Source organism: Paenibacillus azoreducens (genome assembly GCF_021654775.1).
Classification (GTDB): Bacteria; Bacillota; Bacilli; order Paenibacillales; family Paenibacillaceae; genus Paenibacillus_AQ; species Paenibacillus_AQ azoreducens.
Genome location: NZ_AP025343.1, coordinates 1,159,506 through 1,185,922 on the forward strand (window position 1 = coordinate 1,159,506; position 26,417 = coordinate 1,185,922).

Annotated in this window: 17 protein-coding genes; 14 read left to right on the forward strand and 3 right to left on the reverse strand. The window is 50.5% G+C overall.

The window, feature by feature from the left end:
• Nucleotides 1-41: 41 nt before the first annotated feature.
• The 8 genes from L6442_RS04950 to L6442_RS04985 all read left to right on the forward strand — a co-directional run bounded on the left by L6442_RS04950 (nt 42) and on the right by L6442_RS04985 (nt 12,521).
• Nucleotides 42-1,124 (forward strand): ABC transporter ATP-binding protein, encoded by a 1,083-nt coding sequence (locus L6442_RS04950; protein ID WP_212977826.1) that lies wholly within the window; start codon nt 42-44, stop codon nt 1,122-1,124.
• Nucleotides 1,125-1,141: 17 nt separating this feature from the next.
• Entirely contained in the window at nt 1,142-2,884 is a 1,743-nt protein-coding gene (locus tag L6442_RS04955; protein ID WP_212977825.1) for an ABC transporter permease, read from the forward strand.
• A gap of 158 nt (nt 2,885-3,042) precedes the next feature.
• A complete protein-coding gene (locus L6442_RS04960; RefSeq protein ID WP_373871796.1) occupies nt 3,043-5,637 on the forward strand; it encodes a PIG-L family deacetylase in 2,595 nt (864 codons plus the stop codon).
• Between the two features lie 967 nt (nt 5,638-6,604).
• Nucleotides 6,605-8,116 (forward strand): argininosuccinate lyase, encoded by a 1,512-nt coding sequence (gene argH, locus L6442_RS04965; RefSeq protein ID WP_212977878.1) that lies wholly within the window; start codon nt 6,605-6,607, stop codon nt 8,114-8,116.
• On the forward strand, nt 8,113-9,156 hold the full coding sequence (locus L6442_RS04970) for an N-acetylglucosamine kinase (RefSeq protein WP_212977824.1): 1,044 nt from the start codon (nt 8,113-8,115) through the stop codon (nt 9,154-9,156). Before argH ends, L6442_RS04970 begins: the two co-directional genes overlap by 4 nt.
• Before the next feature lie 293 nt (nt 9,157-9,449).
• The gene (locus L6442_RS04975; protein WP_237100224.1) at nt 9,450-10,391 is read left to right on the forward strand and encodes an AraC family transcriptional regulator; all 942 of its coding nucleotides are present in this window, start codon (nt 9,450-9,452) and stop codon (nt 10,389-10,391) included.
• Nucleotides 10,392-10,599: 208 nt separating this feature from the next.
• Nucleotides 10,600-11,679 (forward strand): Gfo/Idh/MocA family protein, encoded by a 1,080-nt coding sequence (locus tag L6442_RS04980; protein WP_194232932.1) that lies wholly within the window; start codon nt 10,600-10,602, stop codon nt 11,677-11,679.
• On the forward strand, nt 11,676-12,521 hold the full coding sequence (locus tag L6442_RS04985; RefSeq protein ID WP_212977823.1) for a Gfo/Idh/MocA family oxidoreductase: 846 nt from the start codon (nt 11,676-11,678) through the stop codon (nt 12,519-12,521). Before L6442_RS04980 ends, L6442_RS04985 begins: the two co-directional genes overlap by 4 nt.
• A gap of 713 nt (nt 12,522-13,234) precedes the next feature.
• Here L6442_RS04985 and L6442_RS04990 read toward each other — a convergent pair.
• A complete protein-coding gene (locus tag L6442_RS04990) occupies nt 13,235-14,575 on the reverse strand; it encodes a uracil-xanthine permease family protein (RefSeq protein ID WP_212977822.1) in 1,341 nt (446 codons plus the stop codon).
• Between the two features lie 665 nt (nt 14,576-15,240).
• Nucleotides 15,241-16,605, reverse strand: coding sequence for a guanine deaminase (gene guaD / locus L6442_RS04995; protein ID WP_212977821.1), 1,365 nt, complete (start codon nt 16,603-16,605; stop codon nt 15,241-15,243).
• Nucleotides 16,606-17,045: 440 nt separating this feature from the next.
• On the opposite strand from guaD, the gene nirB reads away from it, so the two are divergent.
• The 3 genes from nirB to L6442_RS05010 are packed head-to-tail and all read left to right on the forward strand — an operon-like array spanning nt 17,046 to nt 20,571.
• Complete coding sequence (nirB, locus tag L6442_RS05000) at nt 17,046-19,451, forward strand: nitrite reductase large subunit NirB (RefSeq protein ID WP_212977820.1); 2,406 nt, start codon at nt 17,046-17,048, stop codon at nt 19,449-19,451.
• Between the two features lie 15 nt (nt 19,452-19,466).
• Nucleotides 19,467-19,817 carry a nitrite reductase small subunit NirD gene (gene nirD, locus L6442_RS05005; RefSeq protein WP_212977819.1) on the forward strand — a complete coding sequence of 117 codons (351 nt, stop codon included), beginning with the start codon at nt 19,467-19,469 and terminating at the stop codon, nt 19,815-19,817.
• Complete coding sequence (locus L6442_RS05010; RefSeq protein ID WP_212977818.1) at nt 19,792-20,571, forward strand: formate/nitrite transporter family protein; 780 nt, start codon at nt 19,792-19,794, stop codon at nt 20,569-20,571. The genes nirD and L6442_RS05010 overlap by 26 nt, the downstream gene beginning before the upstream one ends.
• A 1,089-nt stretch (nt 20,572-21,660) precedes the next feature.
• On the opposite strand, the gene L6442_RS05015 is transcribed toward L6442_RS05010, so the two are convergent.
• The gene (locus L6442_RS05015; RefSeq protein WP_212977817.1) at nt 21,661-22,854 is read right to left on the reverse strand and encodes an acyltransferase family protein; all 1,194 of its coding nucleotides are present in this window, start codon (nt 22,852-22,854) and stop codon (nt 21,661-21,663) included.
• Nucleotides 22,855-23,016: 162 nt separating this feature from the next.
• Between L6442_RS05015 and L6442_RS05020 the strand changes: the two genes are divergently transcribed.
• The 3 genes from L6442_RS05020 (at nt 23,017) to L6442_RS05030 (ending at nt 26,416) form a co-directional block, all read left to right on the forward strand.
• Entirely contained in the window at nt 23,017-23,940 is a 924-nt protein-coding gene (locus L6442_RS05020; protein WP_212977816.1) for an AraC family transcriptional regulator, read from the forward strand.
• 140 nt (nt 23,941-24,080) lie between these two features.
• Nucleotides 24,081-25,391: an ABC transporter substrate-binding protein gene (locus L6442_RS05025; protein WP_212977815.1), complete on the forward strand. Its 1,311-nt coding sequence runs from the start codon at nt 24,081-24,083 to the stop codon at nt 25,389-25,391.
• Between the two features lie 74 nt (nt 25,392-25,465).
• Nucleotides 25,466-26,416, forward strand: coding sequence for a carbohydrate ABC transporter permease (locus tag L6442_RS05030; RefSeq protein WP_212977814.1), 951 nt, complete (start codon nt 25,466-25,468; stop codon nt 26,414-26,416).
• Nucleotide 26,417 lies beyond the last annotated feature (1 nt).

A 26,417-nucleotide genomic window follows, 5' to 3' on the forward strand; every position in this document is an offset into this window, starting at 1 on the left:
TACATGCATCTTAAAGAGAATGACTTGAAGGAGGATTCATTATGATCGGAGTCACGCTGGATCGCGTCAGCAAAAAATTTGACGGGGCCAGAGGTGTGGAGAATGTTGACGTACATATCAAGCCAGGCGAGTTTTTTACTTTTCTTGGTCCGAGCGGCTGCGGCAAAACGACCACTTTGCGCATGATCGCCGGATTTTATTACCCAAGCGATGGAAGAATCCTGTTTGGCGAGCATAACGTCACCAACATGCCGCCCAATAAACGCAATACGGGAATGGTGTTCCAGAACTATGCTTTGTTTCCGCACATGACCGTGTTTGAGAATATTGCCTTCGGTCTCCAAGTCCGTAAACAAGGAAAGGCGGAAATTCATGACAAAGTGACGCGTGCCCAAAAGCTTGTGCATCTGGACGGCTACGGGCAGCGCCGCATCGACCAATTGTCGGGCGGACAGCAGCAGCGGGTAGCGCTGGCGCGAGCTTTGGTGATCGAACCGAATATTCTCCTGCTCGATGAGCCTTTGTCCAATCTCGATGCCAAGCTGCGCGAAGAAACAAGGCAGGAAATCAAAAGGCTTCAGCTTGAGCTCGGCATCACGACGATCTACGTTACGCATGATCAATCGGAAGCGATGTCGATGTCGGACCGCATTATGGTCATGAAGGATGGCGTCGTGCAGCAGATCGGTGCCCCGCATGAAATTTACAACCGGCCGGTCAACCGTTTTGTCGCTTCGTTTATCGGCGAGTCCAATCTGTGGGAAGGAACGGTGGAACGCCTGGAAGGCGGGATGGTGGACGTTCGTCTAACGCCTGATTTACTGCTGACGGGCCTTGCCGAAAACGCTTCGCCTGAATGCAAGCTGGCGGTCGGGCAGAAGGTAACGCTATCGGTACGGCCCGAAGCGATCCGGGAAGCCAACCTGTCTGAACGCGGTGAGGCGAACACAATGGCGGTCAAAGTGCTGCTGTCGGAGTTCACTGGCATCAGCGTGAATTATATCGCGCAAGCCGGACCGCTATCCGTGAAGGCGATGTTCGTCGGACAGGGGCATCAGATGCGGAACCGGGATGAAGAGGTATGGTTTAGCGTGGCTCGGGACAGCATTTATTTTTTGGGATAAGGGGGTGAGCCGAAGCGATGAATAAACCAGAGCCTCAATTGACACCGCCGATCATTCGTCCGAGCAGCCGTTGGAATTCGGTGACGACCTCGCCGCATTTTGTGTATGTATTGATTGCGCCGTTATTTCTGATTCTTTTGGCGTATGTGATCTATCCGTTTTTCCAGACATTCCTGCAAAGCATTAAAATGGATGGCAGCTTTTCGCTCCAAAACTACTCGCGTTTTTTTAGCCTTGAGCACACGGCCAATTTGGAGGCGCTTTGGACGAGCGTGTATATCTCGGTGCTAAGCGTGATCACCTGCGGCATCGTGGGGGTAGGAATGGCGTTCCTGCTGGAAAGATACGAGTTCCCGGGACGCAAGCTGCTTTCGGTGCTCGTACTCGTGCCGATGGCTCTGCCGCCGCTGATCGGGGTGCTCTCTTTTGAGTTTTTGTATGGTTCGAGCGGTATTATTCCGCGGGGATTGCAGCATTTGTTTCATTTGGAAAAGCCGCCTTTTACCCTAAAGGGCATCTGGGGCGTGCTTGTCGTCCATACGTTTACGATGTACACCTATTTTTATATGACGGCATCTTCGGCGATCAAGGGACTTGATCCGTCACTTGAGGAAGCCGCGGCCAACCTGGGAGCGAACCGGTTCACGATCTGGCGCCGGGTGATTCTGCCGATGCTGACGCCGGCGATCGTTGCGGCATCGCTGCTCGTCTTTATGATTTCGATGGCGTCGTATACCGCGCCGCTGATTTTCGGAATCGAACGGACGATGACGATGCAGATTTACCTGTCGCGTACCAACGGCGACCTGGATATGGCTGCGACGCAATCGACGCTGCTGTCGGTCGTGTCCATCCTGTTCCTCATTTTGATGAGATGGTATCAGGGCGCCCGGAATTACCAAAACATGAGCAAAGGCGTCAGCGTTCATCGGACCGAAGTGAAAAGCAAAGCCGGCAGAAACACCGCGATGGTGTTGTCCTTCCTCGGGGTGCTGGTGCTTATGCTGCCGATTCTCGTCATCATCCTGCTGGCTTTTTCGGAAGACGGGAAGTGGACGACCCAGGTCCTGCCGCCGTCTTACACGCTGGATCATTTCAAAGATTTGTTCACCGACAGCAAAACATGGCGTCCCATCGCGAACAGCTTTAAGATCAGCATCGCGGCAACGATCGGCAATCTTCTGTTCGGGGTCGCTGCGGCATACGCCATCGTACGCATGAAATTCAAAGGGAAGACACTGCTCGATATTCTGATCATGCTGCCTTGGGCGCTTCCGGGCACGGTCGTTGCCGTCAACCTGATTACGGCATTCAGCGAGCCGAATGCGTTCTCTTTCGGCCAGGTGCTGATCGGCAGCTTTTGGATTTTGCCGCTCGCCTATTTTGTGCGGCATCTGCCGTTGATCTTCCGCTCGACTTCGTCGACGCTGATGCAAACCGACCGCTCAGTGGAGGAAGCGGCCCGCAATCTGGGTGCATCCTGGTGGTATACATTCCGCCGCGTCGTATTCCCGATGGCGCTGAGCGGCATTCTTGCCGGCACTTTGCTGGCGCTGGTGGAAGGGATCGGCGAATTTGTCGCCTCGATTCTGCTGTATACGAACAAGACGACACCGATCTCCGTCGAGATCTTCCAGCGGATGTATGCATTCGAGTTCGGCACCGCATGCGCTTACGGCGTGCTGCAAATCGTGATGATCATTTTCGTTCTTTATGTTTCCCGCAAGCTGACCGGCGGCAATGCCGGATCCGCCATTTGACGATAGACTTTTCCTGAGCTTAAAGCGGTAAAGACGACTTCCTTTCATTACTTGCGGATGCCCGTCTTATTCGCCCGGGCGTCCCGCGATAATGATATAGGCAGGCGCCTGCTTATGCCGGTGTTTGCCACAACAACGCTTGAAGGAGGAGATGCGATTTGAGTCAATCGAGAGCAAAACGCAGGACGAAAAGGTGGGTGGCGGCTTCCGTCAGCCTGGTTCTGGCCGGAACGCTGGCTTTTCAAGCTGGTCCCCAGACAGCGGCTGCAGACAGGGGGGTGGTCGATTTATGGAAAGCGATTAAACCTCTCAGCACCATTGCAAGCGCGATGAACACGGGGGCTCACCCGGATGATGAGCACAGCGCGACACTTGCGTATCTTTCCTTGGGATTGGGTGTTGATACATACAGTGTCATAGCCAACCGGGGAGAAGGCGGGCAAAACGAAATCGGCAGCGAGCTGGGCAATGCCCTTGGTATCATCCGAACCAGAGAGCTGCAGGAAGCGTCCAAGATCACCAACGTTACCCTGGCTAACTTAAGCCAAAAGCTGGACGATCCGATCTATGATTTCGGCTTCTCCAAAAGCCCCGACGAAACGTTGGCCAAATGGGGCGAGGACGTCGCTTATGAACGGTTGATCCGTCAAATCCGGGAGAAGCGCCCGGATGTGCTGATTCCGGCCTTCCTGAACGAACCTTCGACGCACGGTCATCACCGTGCCGTGAATGTGCTGACCGTACGGGCATTCAAGGATGCGGGAAATCCGCAGGTGTTTCCTAAGCAGCTGGAAGAAGGGCTTCAGCCATGGCAACCGAAGAAGCTGTATGTACCGGCCTCGGAAAAAGATTATGACGTCTCATTGCCGGTAAACGAATATAGTGAGCTGTACGGCGCTTCCTATTCCCAACTGGGCGAAGAATCCCGGTATATGCATAAGAGTCAAGGGATGGGAAGACAAATTGACGAAGGTCAAGGAACAGCATATTACAAGCTGCAAGAATCGGCGGACGGCAAGAAGGCCGGCGGTAAGCCGGAAGCGTCGCTTTTTGGCGGGATCGCCTTCACGTTCGAGGATTTGGCGCAAGAGCTTGATGCGAAAGGAAAGGACAACAAAGTCGTCAAGCAGTTAAAAACACTGCAGGAAGACGCAAACGAAGTCATTGCCGCTTATCCATCATTTGCGAAAGTGGCCCGCGAAGTCCATGGGATGAAAGCGGACGTAAAAACAACCGTCGAGCTGGTAAAGGCTTCGTCTTTGGAGCAAGTGGCGAAAAACGATCTGCTGCATCGGCTGGCCGTGAAGGAGAAGCAGCTCGATAAGGCAAGCCAAGAGGCAACGTCCGTCGTGGTTAAAGTGAAACCCGAGACCGGCGAGCTGATTTCAGGGCAAACCGCAAAAGTGACAGTCACCGCCTTTAACGGCGGCGAGGTGGATATCAGCAAAGTCAATTTGAAGCTGAATGTGCCGGAAGGCTGGACCGCCAAGGCAGCTGGGGCGGACAGCTTCGACAAGCTTGCCAAAAATCAGACGGTAAAAACGGAGTTTGAGGTCACCGTGCCCAAGCAGGTGGCGGACTTTAATCCATACGCCCTCCCGCTGATTTCTGCGGATATCCGGTATGAAGCGTTCGGGACGGAAGCGTCGCTGCATGCGGTTCCGGATAATGCGGTAGCGGTGCTGCCGCCGGTTGCATTGTCGCTCAGCCCGGAGGCGGCGGTTCTGAATACGCTGAAGCCGGATGATGCCGTATCGGTCAAGGTTACGGCAACGAATTATGCGCCAGGTGCGGAGAAAACCAAGATTTCACTGAAAACGCCTGAAGGTTGGACGGTGGAACCTGCGGTGCAGGAATTGAGCTTTGCAGCCAAATACGAGACCAAGGCGGCCGAGTTTATCGTCAAGGCGCCGGCAAATGTGAAGCCGGGAAGTTATGATCTGTCGGCCATATCGAGCGACGGTACGTCAGACAGCAGCAGAACGGTGCAGGTGATCCAGTATCCGCATATCGGCAAAACCTATTATGTCAAACCAGCCAACCTTGCCATTCAGGCGTTTGATCTGAAGGCGCCGCAAGGACTGAAGGTCGGTTATGTTTCCAGCGGTTTTGATAATATCGATCAGGTGCTGCGCCAAGTGGGCGTCAATGTGACGAATCTGGACGCCAAAACGGTTCAGTTCGGCGATCTGTCGCAGTACGATACGATCGTGCTTGGCATCCGGGCCTACGCCTTCCGTCCGGAGCTGATTCCAAGCAATCAACGTCTGCTCGATTATGTGAAAAATGGCGGCAACCTGGTTGTTCAATACCACAAGCCGGAGGACAAATGGTCGCCGGATTTGGCCCCGTATCCGATCAAGATCGGTCAGCCGCTTATCCAGTGGCGCGTGACGGATGAAAACTCGAAGGTGACCATGTTGGCGCCGGAGCATCCGATCTTCAATACGCCAAATAAGATCACGGCAGCCGACTGGGATAACTGGATTCAAGACCGCTCCGCCTACAACCCGTCCGAATGGGGCAAGGAGTATACGGAGCTGATCTCGAACGGAGACCCTGGAGAGAAAGAATTTACCGGAACGTTCTTGACCGCTAACTACGGCAAGGGCACTTACACGTACAGCTCGCTTGTCTGGTACCGTGAAATACCAAATCTTGTACCTGGTTCGATCCGGATGTTCGTCAACATGATCAGCCTGAAGCAAAATGGAACGGCATCAACCAGCGTGGCGGCAGCTCCGCCTAAATAACACCGGAATTTGGAATCCGAGCAGAAAACAAGGGGATTAAAGTAGAGAGGATAAACAAGAGGGAATAAAGTAGAAGGAATGAGGAAGAGCGGATAAAGAAGGGGGGAAGGCAGAAGGAGTGAAGAAGGGCGGGTAAAGAAAAAAGAACAAAGAAGAGGAATAAAAGAAGAAGGAAGGCTGTAAAAAGGGTGGAGTGCGCGGGGGATGGGAATCAAAATCACTTCGCTCGCGCCCTCTCCCTTCAGTCAAAACGATAGGCCCACTGCGAAGAGAAAAACGGTACATAGGATTGCCGGATCAACACTAAACTTGGTGCCTGATGAGAGGCGAAGGAGAGGGCAGGGCGGAATCGATTCTTATGAAGCGGGAGCGTTCGCAAAAGAGCTTTCAGAAGGAAAGCTGTAGGCGTTTGGCTGTTGAGAAAGGCGATACTTGTAGCTCTAACGAAACTACAGAGCGCTATCGCATCAAAAACAAGAGCAAATCGAATCTAACGAACTACAGAGCGCTATCGCATCAAAAACAAGAGCAATTCGAATCTAACGAAACTACAGAGCGCTATCGCGTCAAAAACAAGAGCAAATCGAATCTAACGAAACTACAAATCGTTATTTGGGATAAATACCCGGTTTAAAGGCATTGTTTTGGTTTAATAGCGATACCTTGTTTCGTTAGGATTTTTAATAGCCTTTTTTGGCATGATTAGCGATACCACGTTTCGTTAGAGATGTCTCCTTTTTTGTGCTTCCGCCAATCCCAAACCATGTAAGGAAGAACTATTTTAGAAGATGAACCTAGGAGAGAGCCGCTGTCGACAAATTGCTTAATACAAGAATTATTCTCAGGATTGAGCCGGGATTTGATTGGTCAAAACGCGGCTGAACGCTGTTATCAAGGCAGACGTATGCTGAACATGATGAAGGTTCACGGTCAATCACAAGAACATTACGGAAAGGATCTGGACAACATGAGAAATCGGGAACAAATTTTAGAGGAAGAAGGCAAGCTTTTTCCGGGCCGCACATATACGGAAGTTGTGCTCGCGCCTGCTTTTGATGAAGCGAAAACCAGTTTGCTCGCGCCGATGATGGCGATCAACAAAGCGCATCTCATCATGCTGAAGGAGCAGGGACTTGTCACCGAAGAGGAGGCGGGGCAAATTGCGGATGCAATTCGCGGTCTCGATCTGGAGAAGCTTCGTCACGCCGAATATACCGGACAATTCGAGGATCTGTTCTTCCAGGTCGAGCATGAATTGCATGCAGCGGCCGGAGATATCGCGGACAATCTGCATCTGGCCCGCAGCCGCAATGATATGGGCATCGCGATTTACCGGATCGTGCTGCGGGAGAAGCTGCTCGCGACGCTTCGCGGAGCTTTAACGCTGAAGAGCCAGCTGCTTGCATTTGCCGAGGAGCATGCCGATACGGTCATGATCGGGTATACGCATACGCAGCAGGCGCAGCCGACGACGCTCGCCCATTATATCATGGCGATGACGGACTCGCTCGACCGCGATATCCGCCGGATGCAGGCCGCTTATGCCAACTGCAACCGGAGCAGCATGGGAGCGGCGGCGCTGACCACTTCCGGTTTCGCCATCAGCCGGAAGCGGATGCAGGAACTGCTTGGTTTTGACGAACTTATATACAACTCATACGATGCGATCGGCGGGGCCGATTATATAGGCGAAATGATGACTGCCGTGCAATTGGCGGCCATTAATCTGGGCAGATCGTCGCAGGATTTCTTGCTGTGGTGCACTCAGGAGTTTGGCATGCTGCGCGTCGCTGACCCCTATGTGCAGATCAGCTCCATCATGCCGCAAAAACGGAACCCGGTTTCGTTTGAACATATGCGCGCGCTTCTATCCAGCTGCGTAGGCAATACCCAAACGGTGCTGACGATGATGCATAACACGCCGTTCGGCGACATCGTCGATACCGAAGACGATATGCAGCCTTATGCCTGGAAGGCGCTCCAGGTGCTGGACCGGATGTATCGTCTGCTCTCATGCGTCATTGGGACGATCGATGTCAACAAAGAAGTTCTCCGGAAGCGGACCGAAGGCAGCTTCGCCACGGTGACCGAACTGGCGGATACGCTTGTGCGCACCGACGGCCTGTCATTCCGCAATTCCCACCATATCGTGAGCAATGTGGTAAAGCGTTCCGTTGCCGCGGGGCTCGCGGCAAACGAAATTACGCTGGAGCTTGTCAATGAGATCGCGCTTCAAGTCATTGGCCGGAAGCTGTCGCTGACTGCGGAGCAGCTGCGGTTGGCGCTGGACCCGGTTCATTTTGTGGATATCCGGACATTGCCGGGCGGACCTGCTCCAGCAGAAATTCGAGGCACGATCGCCAAACGGAAAACAAGCCAGCAGAGCCAGGAGCAGTGGCTGGACGCGGCACGTGCCCAGGTGGAAGGAGCGCTTGCGGAGCTTGACCGCACGCTGGCCGGTTGGGGCGGCAGCTTATGATGACAGCAACGGTCCCTCTGTTGGCAGTAGACGGCGGGGGAACGAAGTGTCTGGCCGTGTTCGCGGATACGGAGGGCCGAATGCTGGCGAGCGGGAGAGCGGGATCATGCAACTATCAGGGAGCAGGCCGGGAACCTGCGGCACTTGAGTTGACGCGGGCGATTCAGGAGGCCAAGCGGCAGTTGGCCGTATCAGCTGCCGTAGGGAACAAGCCGCCAGAATCCGATGTGGAATCTGCTTCCCTTGCACAGAAGGAGACGGCCAACATTACGGAAGACGGGCCGCTTCACGTGACCTGCGCAGTATTTGGCGTAGCCGGCCTCGATACCGAGCATGACCGCCAAGTGATCGAAGGTATGGTACGGGAAGCACTTGCCCGCACCGAAGTGACGGCGGACCGCATCTTTGTCGAGAATGACGGCGTGGCCGCCTTGCTTGGAGCAACGGGCGGAGCGCCCGGCATCCTCATTATCGCTGGCACCGGTTCGATCATGTTCGGGATCAATGATCAAGGCAAAAGCGCACGGTCAGGCGGCTGGGGCCACCGTATCGGCGACGAAGGCAGCGGTTATTGGATCGGCAAACAGGCCATCAATGCCGTTCTGCGCGGATTTGATGGACGGGGCAGCCACACGGCACTGACCGGTAAGCTGCTGCGGCATCTGGGACTGCGGACAGAAGAGGAATTGTTCAACTGGGTTTATTCCGCCGAGTACAGCGTAAACAAAACAGCCGAACTCGCGAGGTACGTCAGCGAAGCGGAACAGGAGGGGGACGAGATTGCATGTTTGATTCTGGAGACGGCCGCCGATGAGCTGTTTCTGGGTGCGAGGTCGGTGATGAGCAAGCTCGGCATGGCTACCGCGTCATTCACGGTTATTCTGCAGGGCGGCGTGCTGCAAAATAATCCGCTTGTAAGAAACCGATTGGCTGCCGCCTTCCGGTCCGTCTCCCCGCTGGCGCTAATCGACGAGGCGAAAAAAGAGCCGATTTACGGCGTCATCGCGCAGGGATTGCAGCTTTTGCGGCATGGGAATTAAAGGGAGAGGTCCGAACCTCGAGAGGACATTTCACCCGGCGCTTTCATCCATGCAAATCATTGGTTCAAGTTATATAGTTAGGTGACGAAATGGGGGACTTGTTATACAAGTCCCTATTCTGACGGTTGCAGAATGTATATAAGAAAAACATCCGCTAAATGCGGTCTATCTTCTTATAGAGTACGTCGATAGACGCTTTTCTTACATAGGATAGGTTTTTGCAATCATTACGACAGGAATCTATGGTACTGACATGAAATAAATATAAGAGACAGGGGAAGGGGGGCAGATGGATGAAGATGAAAAAGGCAGATATCGATGAATTAACCCGTTCCGGGGTCGTTTTTTTCAACTCCAAGCTGGAGATGCTGGAAGACCTGTCGTGCAAAATGTATAGAATGAACAAGCTGACCAGCTTGTGGGCGCATTTTCATGATTATTTTCAAATCTGGTACGTAGCCAAAGGCGAGTTCCTGCACATGATTGGCGAGCAGCAGTACCACATTACGAAGGGAAACATGTTTGTCGTTCCTCCTTTTACGGTACATCGCATTCAGGCCCCACCCGAGCAGGAGGTTGAAATTTGGGGATGCGAATTTCTGCCGGGATTCGTTAACGAACGTTTTGACGATCCGGCGGGGGAGCATCCCTTTTTTGACGTCAGCTATTTAACCTATTTTGTGCATGCAGAAAACGCAAATTCGCATCAAATGACCTTCGACGGGGTTACGGATAGCCGGATTCGCGGTTTGATTCAGGATATGTTTGGAGAATATGAAAGGCGCACGCCGTTTTTTCAAATCGTCCTGAAAGCTAATCTGCTGCTGTTATTATCGATCATCGTTCGCCAGGTGAACGGGGAGCTTGTCCAAGCTGGTTTTGAGAAGTCGGAAAAGTATCGTGATACGATGACGAAGGTAGTTGAATATATCCATAAAAACGCGCATGAAGATATTAAGCTGGAGGATGTATGCGCCGTTTCGAATCTGTCGAAATCGACGTTTTGCAGCTTGTTCAAAGAATGGACAGGCAAGACCTTTAACCGCTATCTCATTGACCACCGTATCTCTAATGCGCTTAGGCTGCTCCAGCATCCGTCCTTAACGGTCACCGATGTGTGTTTTGCGGCGGGATTTAACGAGTTGTCCTATTTTTGCAGAATTTTTAAAAATTACACAGGCATATCGCCCAATCAGTTCCGCAAACAGGCGACAAAGAAGCAGCTTCAAAATTAATACGATAATCCTATTTTCACATACGATATTGAAATCAAATCAACCGCTTGCATGATAACATGGCAGTAGTTGGCCGAAACGAGTCGCGGATGAATGCGCCGGTTTGAAGGGGGATGGCGTTTTTCATTCGGATGAAACTGCTCGGTCAAATACTTTATGCAATCCGGGTCTGTCTTTACCGGATTCCAATAACCGGAGGGAACTTGCTATGACAAAAACGATTGTAGCGGTGATCGGCTGCGGAACCATTGCCAACAATGCACACATTCCGGCTTACATGGCCAATCAGGACGTAGAGATCAAGTATTTCTGCGATATTCGCAAGGAGCGGGCCGAGAAAGCGGCCCAGCAGTATGGGTGCGGCACGGCGGTGGAGGACTATCGGGTCATTTTGGACGATCCTGAGGTGACGGCGGTGTCGATATGTACCCCGAACAATGTCCACGCCTCCATTGCGATCGACTGCATGCGCGCGGACAAGCACGTATTGTGCGAGAAGCCGGCCGCCAGAACGTACAAGGAAGCGCTGGAGATGCAGAAGGTGCAGCATGAAACAGGCAAAACGCTCAATATTGGCGTCGTGAACCGATTCAATAAAGGCGTCAACATTATCAAACAGATGATCGAAAGCGGAGAGCTTGGCGAACTGTATCACGTTGTGGTCAGCTTCCGTGCGCATCGCTCGATTCCCGGACTCGGCGGAGACTTTACGACCAAGGCGGTTGCCGGCGGCGGGGCGCTCATAGATTGGGGCGTTCATTACCTGGATATCGTCATGTACTGCACGGGCGATCCGCAGCCGAAGACGGTGACGGGGCAGGCGTATTCCAAGCTTGGCAAAGACATGCAGAATTACGCTTACCTGAACATGTGGGCAGGTCCTCCAAACTATGAAGGCAGCTATGATGTGGATGACTTCGTGACGGCCATGATTCGGACGGAAGGACCATCGATTACGGTAAACGGTGCTTGGGCGCAAAATATAGGCGTCGAAGAAACGTACATTGATTTTCTCGGGGATAAAGCGGGCATTCGTCTCCAGTACGGCAAGGAGTTCACGCTGTACTCGGCGAAGCACGGCGCTTTGTTGGAAAGCACCCCGAGCTATCCGCAGAACAACGCTTTCCAGGAGGAAATCGACAGCTTTATTGCTGGCATTCATTCGGGTGAAAAGCTGCCGTCTCACATCGATACGGTGATTTTGTCTGCGCAAATTATCGAAGCCATTTATCGATCCTCTGAAGGAGGCTGTGAGATATCGCTCCTGGAACAGGGCGTGCTGGGATGAAGAAAATAGGCTTTATCGACTACTATCTGGATGAATGGCATGCGAACCAATACCCTGAATGGATTCGCAATGCTTCTGGCGGCACGATGGAGGTCGCTTATGCTTACGGCATGAAGGATGCCGAACAGGGGCTCAGCAATACGGAGTGGTGCGCGAAGCATGGCGTGACGTGGTGCAGAACGATCGAGGAAGTGATCGCACAGAGCGATTATTTGATCGTGCTGTCGCCCGACAACCCGGAACAGCATGAAATGCTTGCCCAGCTGCCGCTGGCCTCGGGAAAGCCGACCTACATTGACAAGACGTTTGCTCCGGACAGGGCAGCGGCGATGCGTTTGTTTGAGCGGGCCGCGAAGCATCAGACCCCGCTGTATTCTTCATCAGCGCTCCGGTATGCTGCGGAATATGCAGAAGTCGAGCGCGCAGGGATCAAGGTAATCTCCAGCTGGGGACCGGGTGCAATGGAAAACTACTCGATTCACCAGATCGAGCCGATCATCGCCCTGATGGGCACAGGCGCGAAGCGCGTCATGTTCAACGGTACGGAGGCTGCGCCAGCCTTGCTGATCGAGTTCCCAGGCGGTCGGCAGGCAACGATCCAGCAGCCGGGTCAGGGCTCTCCGTTCATGATGTCCATCAACTACGACTCGGGAGCCTGCCGCGTCGTGCAGCCGGCATCGGATTTCTTCCAGATCTTTATTCGCGATTTGACGAGGTTCTTTGAGACCGGAGAGGCGACTGTGCCGTCCTCCGAGACCCTTGCCGTCATAACCATTATTGAACATGCGCTTATAGCCGCCAAGCAGCCTTATCAATGGATTGAGCTGCCGGAGAGCCAATAAGCGAAGGAAGCGGAAAAGCTTCCACTGCATTATCCGCACGGGAGGATTACGTTCAGCCGCTTATGTGGATTATTGGATAAGTAATGAAAACCATCGGTAATGGCCAGCTGTACGACTTTATGTATCAGTTCATGAAAGGAACTTATGTGAAGCAAACCCCTTAATACTTGTTTGGATCGTAAAAGAAGCATCCTGAACAAGCGGCATTCGAGGGCGCAAAAAGAAGCTGACGATATTCGTTCAGCTTCTTTTTGTATCACTCTCGTATCTTCAGTATCACTCTCGTATCTTCAGTATCACTCTCGTATCTTCAGTATCTCTCTCGTATCTCTAACGAAACTACAGAGCGCTATTGCCTCAAAAACAAAAGCAAATCGAATTTAACGAAACTACAGATCGTTATTTGGTGTAAAAACAGTCTTAAAGGCCATTATTTAGCTCAATAGCGATACCCTGTTTCGTTAGAACTTTCAGCGGCCATTTTTGGCGTAAATAGCGATATCACGTTTCGTTAGAGATGGTTTATACGGCTTTCTCACAGCCTGATTCACCGCAGCCTTCCGAATCAGCCCTATCAAGATTGGATGCAGACTCTTTTTAGAGGACCATCGTATCATTCGTTCTCCCGCAACTAAATCACTACGTTGTGGCACCGTACGCCGGTTTCAGCGCGCGATTTGGCGTTGAAGGCGGAGCTCCACCGGATTTGCAACTTACTTTGCGCTTGGCAGCAATTTATTCAATAAGATCGCCGCAAGAGAAGCAGCTAAGATAGGCGAGCCCAACAGATATTGCACGAATGTAGGCAAAGAATGCAAGAAATCCTGCGGAATCATTACCAGAGCCAAGGTTATGATCATCGGAATCGCAATGATGTACATTTCTTTTTCGCTGATTTTTACGTTTTTCATTACTTGTATGCCATTAATCGCGATGATGCCGCAGACGATGCTGAATACGCCGCCGATGACGGCGGTTGGAATCGAAGAGATTAAGACGGCTAGTTTGCCCGAACAGCCAAAGATGACAAACCATACGCCTACGGCAAGGAAAACGCGGCGGCTCGCAATGCCTGTGATGGAAATAATGCCCGCATTGGTGGAATAACCGGTAACAGGCGTTGAACCAAGCAAAGAAGCGATAAGGCAGCTAATGCCTTCCCCAATGACGCCCCGATTCAGATTTTTATCCGTTAACGGTTTATCGATGACGTTACTGACGGCAAACCATGTGCCCGTTGTTTCAGCCAACAATACGAAATAAATGATGATCATGGTGATGATCGCCGAAAAGTTGAAGGAAAAGCCAAAATCAGCAAAAGGAATATGCGGCATGCTAAACCACTTGGCATGGTTAACCGCGGAGAAATCCAACACGCCCATAATATTCGCGGAAATACATCCGACAACGAGCGCGACCATGACCGAAATAATTCTGAAGATGGAACCTTTATTGCGGAGCAAAGAACCCAGGATCACGAAAAGAATGAGTACAGCGCCTGAAATCAGGGCCAGCAGTACGTTTTGGTTGATCGTCGCATCCTTGGCCCCATAAATATTGTCTCTGATAGCCACAGGCAATAAAGAAAGGCCAACAATAAATATGATTGTGCCGCCAACAATCGGTGGAATAAATGACTTCACGATTTTATTGAAAATCCCGGTATAGCCCAAAACAATAACTAAGATCGAACCCACCAAGCCGGCGCCCAATACGGAGTTCCAACCTAGTTGCCCGCCGCCGCTAGCGGCATAAATGCTGACGATCGCGCCAAGCGGAACATAAGAAGGACCTTGGGCGACAGGCAGCTTCATGCAGAAATAAGTTTGCACGATCGTGGCAAGCCCGGCCGCAATAAAGGTCGCTTGAATCAAAGCGCTGGACTGGCCTGATGATAGGCCGATTAACATCGCGATCAGGAAAGGCACGACATAGACGTCCATGGCTATAACATGCTGTAAACCCAGGATGATGGATTTCCCGACCGAAATTTTTTCGTCAGGCGAAACCGTCAATTGTGGAGCGTGATCTTGCTTGTCTGCTTGTGTGTTCACTTAGATGTACACCTCGAATTTTCGATTTTTATTGGGGCTCAAAACTGACATTAGTTCTTGTCATTATGCGGGTTGACCACTGCGGCACCGTGCCCCGGATCGTTCTTCCGCTAAACTCTTCCATTAAACCATTCCATCCCCGTATGAGAAACTGCCGCTAGCTGCGGTTTGACTTTTATGAAGATACGTCGCAAAAAATATTCATCTCTAACGAAACGTGACATCGCTATTTGCAACAAAAAGACCTTTTTGAAATTTTAACGAAACAGGGTATCGCTATTAAGCTAAATAAGTGTCTGCAAGCCTGATTTTCTCCTAAATAACGATACATAGTTTCGTTAGATTTCATTTACTCTTGTTTTTGGGGCAATAGCGTTCTGTAGTTTCGTTAGAGATATCTTGGTTGATCGTAGCATACCGTAACAAAGGGAAGTGCCGTGTCGCTGCCAAGGCTGAACGACGGCTACTACGCTTTCGAAGCAGCTTTTTTCAAAAAGCTTTCAGCTTCGTAAGAATCGATTCCGTCCCCTTCGTTACCTTAGCCTATTGTCAAGCACTGATTATGTTTTCAGCGGAGTTGAACCATTCTAAATCGCAAGAGAAACTGCCGCTAGCTGCGGTTTTACTTTTATGAAGATACGTTGATAGACGATTGTCTTCTATTTTTAACGTGAATGAACTTTTTCGCCCTGCACCCAGACTTCGCGGATATGTTCAGGCCGGGTCAGGTACATAATTTTTTGGAAAACGTCATGTAAATCTTCATTTTCGTTAAAGATCGGCAATTTAGCGGATGGCAGCTTGGTATCGATGACCTGCACATCCCATGCATAGTTTTCTTGAATGCGGCCGATGGGTAAGCTTAAGCTTTCGCCGCCGCCGGCCGTAGCAAGATAGAACGCTTCGTCAACCGTAATACGTGATCCCGGCACGCCGCGTTCTTTGGCAGAAAGGGCAGGGTTAACGCCATCCTCCAGCATTCTGGAAGAGATGACAGCTTGCCTGATGTTATCGAAAAGACTGGGTGAGAATCCTCCTGAAATATCGGTCCCGAGGCCAATCTCCACGCCCTTGGCATGAAAATGAGCTACGGGAATGACGCTATTGGCAAAATAGGCGTTGGATATTGGACAATGGGCAATAGCCGTTCCCGTTTCGGCAAATAAATCCGCATCATCATCGTTCAGGAAATTGCAATGTGCCATGACGGACTTATCGCGCAGCAGGCCAAAATCATGCAGGGCAAAGGCATCATTTTTCTGGAATCGATCTTGAACATAACCATGTGCCCAGTCGCTTTCGCTGCAGTGTGATTGCACATACGCGTCATATTTTTCCGCCAGCTCGCCCAAACCTTTTAAAGCCTCATCTGTGCAGCTTGGAATGAACCGGGGCGTCACGACGGGAAAAACGCCTTGTTTCGTGGTTTTGGATAATTCTTTTACAGCGAGAATAAATTCTTCCGTGTCGGCCAGTGCTGTCCGGCTGTCGGCGTCGCGGTAGTTTTCCGGATTTTGCTCCGGATCGTCCATGACCACTTTCCCGACGAGTCCGCGTTGGCCTTTCTCGGCGCATATTTCGGCTAACAATAAACTTGCTTCTTTATGAACGGTTGCAAAATAAAGGGCTGTCGTCGTACCGTTGGCGAGCAGGGTGCCGACCAAATCATCGTAGACCTCCTGCGCAAACTCGAGATCCGAGAACTTGGATTCAAGCGGGAAGGTATACGTATTCAGCCAATCATAGAGCGGGATGTCCAATGCCGTTCCGGATTGGGCCCATTGCGGCGCATGAACATGCAAGTCGACAAATCCGGGCAATAGATACTGGCCTTCAGCTAACTGACGGAAGTTGTCTTTGCCTTGATAAGCATCCAGCAATGGGTGATAGTCGGGATCGTCTGGCGCTACGACTTTTTCAATCATTCCGTCACGATTGATGCAGAACAGATGGTCTTTTAATATTTGAGTTTCTTTGGAAGATTTGCTAGAAAATGCAGTACCTCGAAACAATTGCATATGTTTATCCATAAATACCGCCTTAATGTTCGTTTTCTGATTATGTATTTGTTATTATATCCGTTGAAAAATGACAAGTCCATATCTAAATACGAATGATTTTGTTGAAGTCGTTTACAACATCCTTGCAAATATAAAAGATACATCTTGTTTAAGATTCATTCTTACGACACATTTTTCGCCCCCATCGAATTATTCAGGTTCATTGTTTTACTGGAAAATACCGCCACAATCACCTTACATAAAATAAGGGAGTTCCCTAAATACTCTCCGAATAATCCCTAAATAATCTCCGATAACTCCCTAAAAACTCTCTGAAAATCCACTAAAATTTTCTTTTCCTAAATTTAAAATTTCTTTCATTTCTATGATCTTTCTCACATCCTGTGAAATAAAAATCGGCTAATCTAGAACTGTGATATATTTCACAATGTTTCAGGGGAGGCGTGGAAATGAGAAAGAGATTAGTGATGATTGGCAATGGCATGGCAGGAGCGCGGTGCATCGAGGAGATTCTTCGCCGCGATCGCGAACGCTTTGATGTAACGATGATTGGGGACGAACCTTATCCAAATTATAACCGCATCATGCTGTCCCCTGTGCTGCAAGGCAAAACGACTTTCGAAGAAATCACGATCAATGATTGGAATTGGTATCAATCCAATAATATACATTTGCTGACAAATGAGCGCGTCGTGGCTATTGACCGGAAGGCTCAGGAGGTTAAGACGGACAAGGGGACTGTCGTTCCTTATGACGAATTGATCATTGCGACAGGATCGAGCGCCTTTATCCTGCCTGTTCCAGGACATACACTCGAAGGTGTCGTCGGCTTCCGGACGATTGAAGACACGAAAATGATGCTGGAAGCGGCCAAACAATATAAAAAGGCGGTTGTCATCGGGGGCGGATTGCTTGGGCTGGAAGCGGCGCGCGGTCTGATGAACCAAGGAATGGACGTGCATGTCGTTCATTTGCTGCCGTATTTGATGGAGATGCAGTTGGACCCGGCAGCCGCGAAGCTGCTGCAGCGGGACCTTGAAGCTCAGGGCATGAAGTTCCTGATGGAGAAAAAAACGTCGGAAATTTACGGTGACGGGCGGGTTCAAGGACTTAGATTCGAAGACGGAACAAGCGTCGAATGCGATCTCGTCGTGATGGCCGTCGGCATCCGTCCGAATATTGCGCTTGCGCGCGAAGCGGAGCTCGCAGTAGGCCGGGGCATTCAAGTCAATGACGTCATGCAGACGTCGGACCCTAACGTTTATGCGGTCGGCGAATGCGCCGAACACCGCGGAATTGCCTATGGGCTGGTGGCGCCGCTATATGAACAGGGAGTCGTGCTTGCGGATCATTTAACGGGCCGGTCAACGGAAGGGTATCATGGCAGCGTGTTGTCCACGCAGTTGAAGGTGGCGGGCTGCGATCTGTTTAGCGGTGGGGAAATTCATGCCGATGAGAATACGAAAGCGATTGTCGTTCAGGACGAATTCGCCGGAGCCTATAAAAAAGTGCTGGTTCGCGACGGGAAGGTTGTCGGCGTCGTTCTCTACGGGGATGTGTCGGATGGCACGCGGCTGTTCAACATGCTGAAAAAAGGAAGCGACATTCAGGAATATACGAGCGCATCCGTGCTGCATAAGGCCGGGGAAGATGGCGGGCTGGATGTCGCATCGATCAGCGCCAATGAGACGATTTGCGGCTGCAATGGGGTGACTAAAGGAACCATCGTCGGCGCAATCCTTGAGAACGGATTGACCACTTTTGATGAAGTGAAATCGCTGACGAAAGCCGGCGGTTCGTGCGGCAAATGCCGCGGCATGGTCGAAGCGATCCTTGCGCATACGCTCGGTGATAAATTCGATGCATCGGCGCAAAAGGCGGCAGGCATGTGCGGCTGCACGACGCTATCCCGTGATGAAGTGGTCGCTGCGATTCGGGAGAAAGGACTGCAATCGCCACGGGAAGTGCGCATGGTCCTCGGGTTTAAGCATGAGGAAGGCTGCTCGAAATGCCGTCCGGCGCTGAACTATTATTTGCGGATGCTGCGTCCCGAGACGTATGCCGACGACAAGGCCTCGCGCTACGTTAACGAGCGGATGGAGGGCAATATTCAGAATGATGGCACCTTCTCCGTCATTCCGCGGATGTACGGCGGAACAACGACGCCGGAGGATCTGATCCGCATCGGCGAGGTGGCGAAGAAATACGAGGTGCCGCTGGTCAAAATCACGGGCGCCAGCCGGATCGGCCTGTACGGCGTGAAAAAAGAGGATGTGCCGAAGGTATGGGAAGAGCTTGAGATGCGTTCGGGATATGCCTATTCCAAATCGCTGCGCAACGTCAAATCGTGTGTCGGATCGAGATTTTGCCGCTTTGGCACGCAGGATTCGTTAGGGCTTGGCATCCGGCTCGAGCAGGAAATCGAGATGGTCGACACGCCGCACAAAATGAAAATGGGCGTTACGGGCTGTCCGCGGAACTGCGCCGAGGTGTTGACGAAGGATTTTGGCGTGGTTTGCGTAGAGAACGGATATCAGCTTTATTTTGGCGGAAACGGCGGTACCGAAGTCCGGGAATGCGACAGCTTGACGACCGTGGCAACGGAGGAAGAAGTGATTCGTTTTGCTAAAGCTTACGTCCAACTGTACCGGGAAACAGGCATCTATGGCGAACGCACGGCCCCTTGGGTGAACCGGATGAGTCCGGATTGGGTGCGCCAAATGCTGGCCGATGAAGCGGAAGTCACTGTGCTGAATGACCGATTCGAAGCGGCGAAAAGAACCTATAGCGAAGCGTGGAAAGCCGCGCTTGAAAACGAGGAACGCCGCAGCATGTATACGGTGGAAAAACCATAACGGGGAGGGAGCCGCATGAGCGCTACAAAGGAAATGGTGAAAGTCATAAAGCTGGAGGATCTGAAGCCGCAAATCGGCAAGGAGGTTCAGGTGCTGGATCAATCGATCGCATTATTCCTGCTGTCAAACGGCGAGGTGCGCGCCGTGAGCAACCGGTGCCCGCATAAAAACGGGCCGCTGGCCGAGGGGATCGTATCGGGTGAATTCGTTTTTTGCCCGCTGCATGACTGGAAAATCTCGCTGACAACCGGTGAAGTACAGAAGCCGGATGACGGCTGCATCGCAACATACGAGACGGCGATTATTGACGGTTATGTCTACATTGGGGGGCTGAGGCAGCATGAAAAACACGATACAAGTCGTTGAAAATGCGGGTGTGGGCAAGGTCAATCTCATGAACCGGAGTTTGGGCAAGTACCTCGTCTCTTCCATGCTGGCCGGCTTATTCGTCGGGCTTGGCATCATTCTGATTTTTACGATTGGCGGAATGCTCGCTCCCGCTCATGCGCCGAGCACGAAGATCGTGATGGGGATCAGCTTCGGCATTGCCCTGAGTCTTGTCATCATGGCCGGGTCGGAGCTGTTTACCGGGAATAACTTCGTCATGATGGTCAGTACGTTGAACAAAAAAACGACCTGGCTGGATACCTTCAAAATTTGGCTTTACAGCTATGCCGGCAATTTTGCCGGTTCCATGCTGGTCGCGGCGATTTTCGTTTTTACCGGGCTTGCGAAGGGCGGCACGGCCGACTTCATCAACAACGCCGCGAGCGCGAAGATGAATGCGCCGTTTATGGAGCTGTTCATGCGCGGCATTTTATGTAATACGCTCGTCTGTCTCGCGGTTTGGTGTTCCATGAAGCTGAAGGAAGAGATGGCGAAGCTGGTCATGATTTTCTGGTGCCTATTCGCTTTCATCACTTCAGGGTTCGAGCACAGCGTGGCGAATATGACGCTTCTGTCGGTTTCTCTGTTCATCCCGCATCCGGAGACGGTTTCGTGGGCAGGGCTGGCCGCGAATTTGATTCCGGTCACCCTTGGCAACATGATCGGCGGCATTTTGTTCGTGGGAATTGCTTATTGGTATATTGCGAAGGATAAGGAAGCAGCAAAAGCTTAGTTGCTGTAGAAATTTAGTAGCTGTAAAAATTTAGTTTCTGTGAGAAATTTAGTAGCTGTAGAATTTAGTTACAGTAGAAATTTAGTTACTGTAAAAATTTAGCTGCTGTAGATAAAGAAATGCGGCCTAAGCCGCCTGTCGTCACTTGATTGAATTGGCGATGGGCGGCTTTTTGAAAATATAAACATCCGGGGTCCCCGCAAAGTAATCGGAATAAGCTTCAAAGGCCACACGTCACTCAGTACTTTCGCTCCCCAAAAGCGCCCTTCAGGCGTCGGACTTCTTTCCGATACACTTTGTGGGGTTATTTTAAGTTTATGGCTATGTTCGATTGCATTGTTGATATTTGATAAATAAGAGCGATCGTTCCATAATCAGGGAAACATAGTTTGCGAAGATGATCTACCCATGAATTTGAAGGAATTGAAAAAGATTTGCCGGCGGACTATATTATTTAATGCTTTTCAGGAAAAAAGTTGCAAAAGTGCATCTTTTACCGGCTTAATCGGCTAATTATGGCTAAAAGCGTGCGAAAGTGCATCCTTTTTCAGTTGAATCGGCTAAAAGTCACGTTGAGCGGCGAAATAAATGCACTATCGCAACAATTCTCCCATTAACAAATATATAGCGAAAAAAGGATGCACAATTGCAGGCTTTTGGGTACACGACCCATCTGGAGCCCTGAAAGATAGGAAGCCGGGGGTGAGCCCCCTGACCCGGCGGCTGGCACAGTCTCAGGTACTGACTCTTAACTATGATTTTACCCGCCCGCAACCTGCCAGAGGTTGTTCAAAAAGTCCGATTTTGATAAGAAAAACGTCTATTGATGTACTATCACAGCAGACAGACCACCTTTAGCTATAGTTTTTCTTGCGATATCAGGATGCAAATTCCTTTGAAGTTTATAGTGGTGCCGCGAAACGGCATGTTTGTCTGATATCTAAAGAAAACCAATCGAGGCCAATCAAGAATGAAGGGCCGCGATTCAAAGGCAGTTTTTCTTGCGATATCGAATTTTATAAGCCCTTAGCGGCACAAATAGTAAAGCAGCCATTTCCGGCAAGCTCGGGGAATGGCTGTTTTGCGTTTTTACATACTTTTAGTTTTTTCAGTCTGCACGCTGCGTGTCTTTTTCTGAATCAACGGATCGAAGATCCGCTTGCTCCACTGACCGAGGATGGACAGGGTTTGCGCATCGACGAATCGATAGAACAAATGGGCTAATGCAAAGATGACGGGGGTGGTTAGTATAAAGGTGAGAGTCACGCTAAGGCCGTATGAGAATAGGGGGTGCAGCTGATAGAAGATATACGATCCGAGCGAGCAGATGATTGTAAAGTGAAGCAGATACAAGGAGAACGATATTTTGCCCAGATAGGAAAACAGTTTCCGGCTGAATAGCGACTGGAGGCGGGAGGAAGTCAGGAGGGCTGTCAGGGTTAAACATGCGCCTATCGTATGGTAAAACACAAAAAACGAAAAGGAAGGGGTCTTCCATACCAGGACGGAATATATGGTATTCTCTATCCCTACATAAGGATAGGAGCCAAGATATAGCCCTATGCAAAGAAGAAAGGGGGTGATCCAAGGCCGCTGAATGACGGTCAGCCAATTTCGGCCGCTGTATTTCAGGTCGCTGAGCGCCATGCCAAGCACGAAACCTAAATAATACGAATCAATGAGCAGCAGGGCGAGAATGGCATACCCGATCACCCGAAGCCTGAATCTGCCGACGGTCAAAAGAAATCCAAAGATGAGGAAGGAACCGAACAGCTCATAGGTCATGGTCCATAACACGGGATTGTAAGCGGATCCATAAGTGAAGAAAGTGTGGAATAAAGCCTCTTGAATCATGACGGGAAAATTTGAACTGGCCAAAAACGGATCAGGCATCGAAGACAACGTCGTTTGGCGAATCTCGTCAAAATATCCCAGACCAAGCAGCATGACCACGTAGGCAAAGATGACGGACAAGGTGGCAGGAACGGCCAATCGGAAATACCGGCGCAGCGCGGAGGAGTAAATATGTATCTTGTCTTTCGTGCAAAAATACCTCCAACTGAGCACAAAACCGCTCAATGCGAAAAAGACGCAAACGGAAAAGTTGCCATTGAACAAAAGGTTCAGCGGTGTCCGCGCGGCAAAGCTTTCAAAAACAAAGTGGGTAATCTCCTGTTTACCTTCAAAAACGGATGGCACAAATACCTGAAAAAAATGAGAAACGACGACCACGCAAGCGGCCAAACCCCTTAAACCATCCAAATAGGCGATTTTCGATGCCATACAGGCTCAACTCCCCATATTTTTGTAAGTTTCAAGGTCCAATTTTATTCGATTTCAGAAAGGAATGATTGTACTAACGTAACGAGTTGTAAAACGCGAGCGGATGGCAATCGAAATGCAGGTGTTACGAAAAAGGGGATATGTAAAGAGGAGTGATTTGAGATGAAAAAGCTCGATATCGACCAATTAACCCGCTCAGGGGTGATCTATTTTAACTCCAAGCTGGAGATGCTGGAAGATTTGCATTGCAAGATGTATCGAATGGATACCCTCGTCAGCTTGTCCACCCATTTTCACGACTATTTTCAGATATGGTACGTATCCAAGGGGGAATTTCTGCACACGCTCGGCACGCGGCAATACCGGATCACAAAAGGGGATTTATTTCTGGTTCCTCCTTATACGATGCATCGCATTCAGGCTTTCGAGAACGAGAAGATTGAGATTTTGGGCTGCGAATTTATGCCGTCCTTCATCAACGAGCGTTTTGACGATTCCTCCAGGGATCAGACGTTTTTTGACACCAACTATTTGAAGCACTTTTTGCGTTCCGACTGCTCTCATCATTCGCAGATTGTGTTTGATGGAGTAACGGATGGGAAAATCCGCAATTTGCTTCAGGATATGCTGAGCGAATATGAAGGACGTGCGCCGTTTTTCCAAATCGTGCTGAAAGCGAATCTGCTGCAGCTGTTATCGATCATCATCCGTCAGGTGAACGGGGAGCTGGTGAAGGCGGGATTCCAAAAAATCGAAAGGTATCGGGACACGATGAATAAAGTCGTCGAATATATCGATCAAAACGCGCATGAGGACATTAAGCTGGAGCATATTTGCGCCATATCCAATATGTCGAAGCCGACGATTTGCAGGCTGTTCAAAGAATGGACGGGCAAGACCTTCAACCGCTATCTTGTTGATTTGCGCATCGCAAATGCGCTTGTGCTGCTGCAGCGTCCGTCATTGTCGGTCACGGAGGTATGTTATGCCACAGGGTTTAACGAGCTCGCTTACTTCTGCAGAATTTTCAAAAAGTATACAGGCATTTCTCCCAATCAGTTCCGAAAACAGGCCATGAACAAGTAAGTTAAATTTTAACGATAGTCCAACTTTACGATACAATAGTGAAATTATCTAAAGCGCTTACATGCTAACATATGGGATAGTTGATGGCAGCAAACGCGCTTCGTTGGTGTCGCTGTCCAAAGATTAAGGAGGGAAAAGTCATGATGCGAAAAGGGAGTTTGTGGGGGTTGATCTTCATTCTTTTGCTTGCGATTTTATCCGGCTGCAGTGGTAAAGATACTCCAAGCTCCGGGAAGGAAAGCGGCGAAACGAAGGGCGGGGATTCCCCAAAAGAGCCGGTTGAGCTTAGCTTTTGGTACGGATGGACCGGTCCGGAGGGAGAAGCGCTCGAAAAATTGATCAAGAAGTGGAATGACGCAAATCCCGATATTAAGGTGAAAGGGTTGTCGCAAAGCGATTACCAGAAGCAGCTGACGGCCATTACGGGAGGCAATCCTCCCGATGTCGCGTCCAACTTCGGCAAAGATGTCGTGCCGTGGGGAGAGCGGGGCGCCATGATGCCGCTGGATGATTACATCAAGAAGGATAACGTCGATTTGGGCGATTTTGTGCCGGCTGCCCTCAGTTCATCGCAATCCCAAGGGAAGACGTATGCCATTCCGATTGCCATGCACGTATCGATGCTGTTTTATAACAAAGATATGCTGGAAAAAGCAGGTCTGAACGGTCCTCCGGAAACGATGGGCCAGCTCAAAGAATACATCGCGAAGCTGAGCGTCAAAGAGAATGGAGGAAAACTTCAGCAGCTGGGCCTATGGCCGGGGGTTGATGCCTTTACGTTCAGCTATTCATATGGCGGCTCTTTTTATGATGCGGACAAAAAGCAGGTGACTCCGGATCATGCAGGCGTCAAAGCGGCTATCGAGTTCGGAAAAGGGATCTGGGATCAGTTCGGATCCAAAGAGCTGGATCGGTTTGCGTCCGGATTGGGCCAGTACATGTCGCCTCAGAATCCTTTCTTCACAGGCAAGTATGCGATGACGATCGACGGCGAATGGCTGCCGACATTCATCAAACAGTTCGCTCCGAACTTGAAATACGGCATCGCGCCGATTCCTTATGATGATAACAATCCCAACCTGAAAAATCCGGGCAACGTGACTACAAGTGTATTTTATATTCCTAAAGGCGTGAAGCATCCGGATGAATCGTGGAAATTCCTGAAATGGATCACGGAACCGGAACAAATGGCGGAGTTTACCGCGGCGATCGGCAATCTGCCGACCAGAACCTCGCTGCAAACGCATGAAATCTACAAGGATGTACCCGGCTTCAAGGAGTTTTTGCAATATTCTTCGAGTCCGAATCTGCGCTCCTTCCCGGCCACAACTTTTTCGTCGGAGTATATGACGGAGTTCTCGACGCAATACAATGCGATTCTTCGCGGAGAAGTCAGTGTTGATGAAGGATTGAAAAGGGTCAAAGACAAGATTCAGCCTCTAGTCAAATAATCCGGCATAAGGATCTAACTCAGCCGCTTATAGGGGCCGGGTTAGATCCAATCGATCAGGAGGAGGACGGATAGATGAAAGACTCCATCTCCGGCCAAACGTCTTTAAGGAGAAGGGGCTGGACGAGAAGGGAATGGCATTATTTTTGGCTGGGGCTCATTTTCGCTTCCCCATGGATTATCGGGTTCCTGATTTTTACCGTGTATCCTTTCTTCAGCTCCCTATACTTCAGTTTGACGGAATATGATCTGTTTAATGCCCCGAGATGGGTGGGCATGGATAATTACAAGGCGATCATGAAAGATCACAACTTTTATAAATCCATCAGCAATACGCTGTTTATGGCGTTTATATCCGTTCCCATCACGTTGTTCAGCTCTTTGCTCATTGCCATGCTGCTGAACTTCAAAGTCAAAGGCATCAATTATTATCGCACGATATTTTACCTGCCTGCGGTGATCCCGAGTGTCGCGAGCGCCCTTCTTTGGACATGGATGCTGAATCCGGACTTCGGCCTGGTCAACATTTTTCTGCGCTGGGCGGGTCTTCCCGATCCGGCTTGGCTGCTGGACCCCCAGTTTACCAAGCCTTCCCTGATTCTGATGGGACTTTGGGGCTCCGGAGCGGGTGCGCTGATTTTTCTGGCGGCTCTGCAAGGCGTTCCGCAAACCTATTATGAAGCGGCGCAGGTCGATGGGGCCAACTGGTGGCATCGGTTTTGGAAAATAACGGTTCCGGCGCTGTCGCCGATTATTTTGTTCCAGCTTATTATGGGGCTGATCGGCGCGTTTCAAATTTTTACGGAATCCTACATTCTTGCGGGAGGGAAATCGAACGGAGGCTCCCTCGGCGGTCCCGGGCAGTCATTATTATTTTACGCCGTTAATTTGTATCAGGAAGCTTTCATGAATCTGAAGATGGGGTACGCTTCGGCACTTGCCTGGATTCTGTTCATTATTGTCATGCTGATTACGCTGTTGGTTCTGAAAACATCCAAACGCTGGGTCTATTACGGGGGTGAATAAT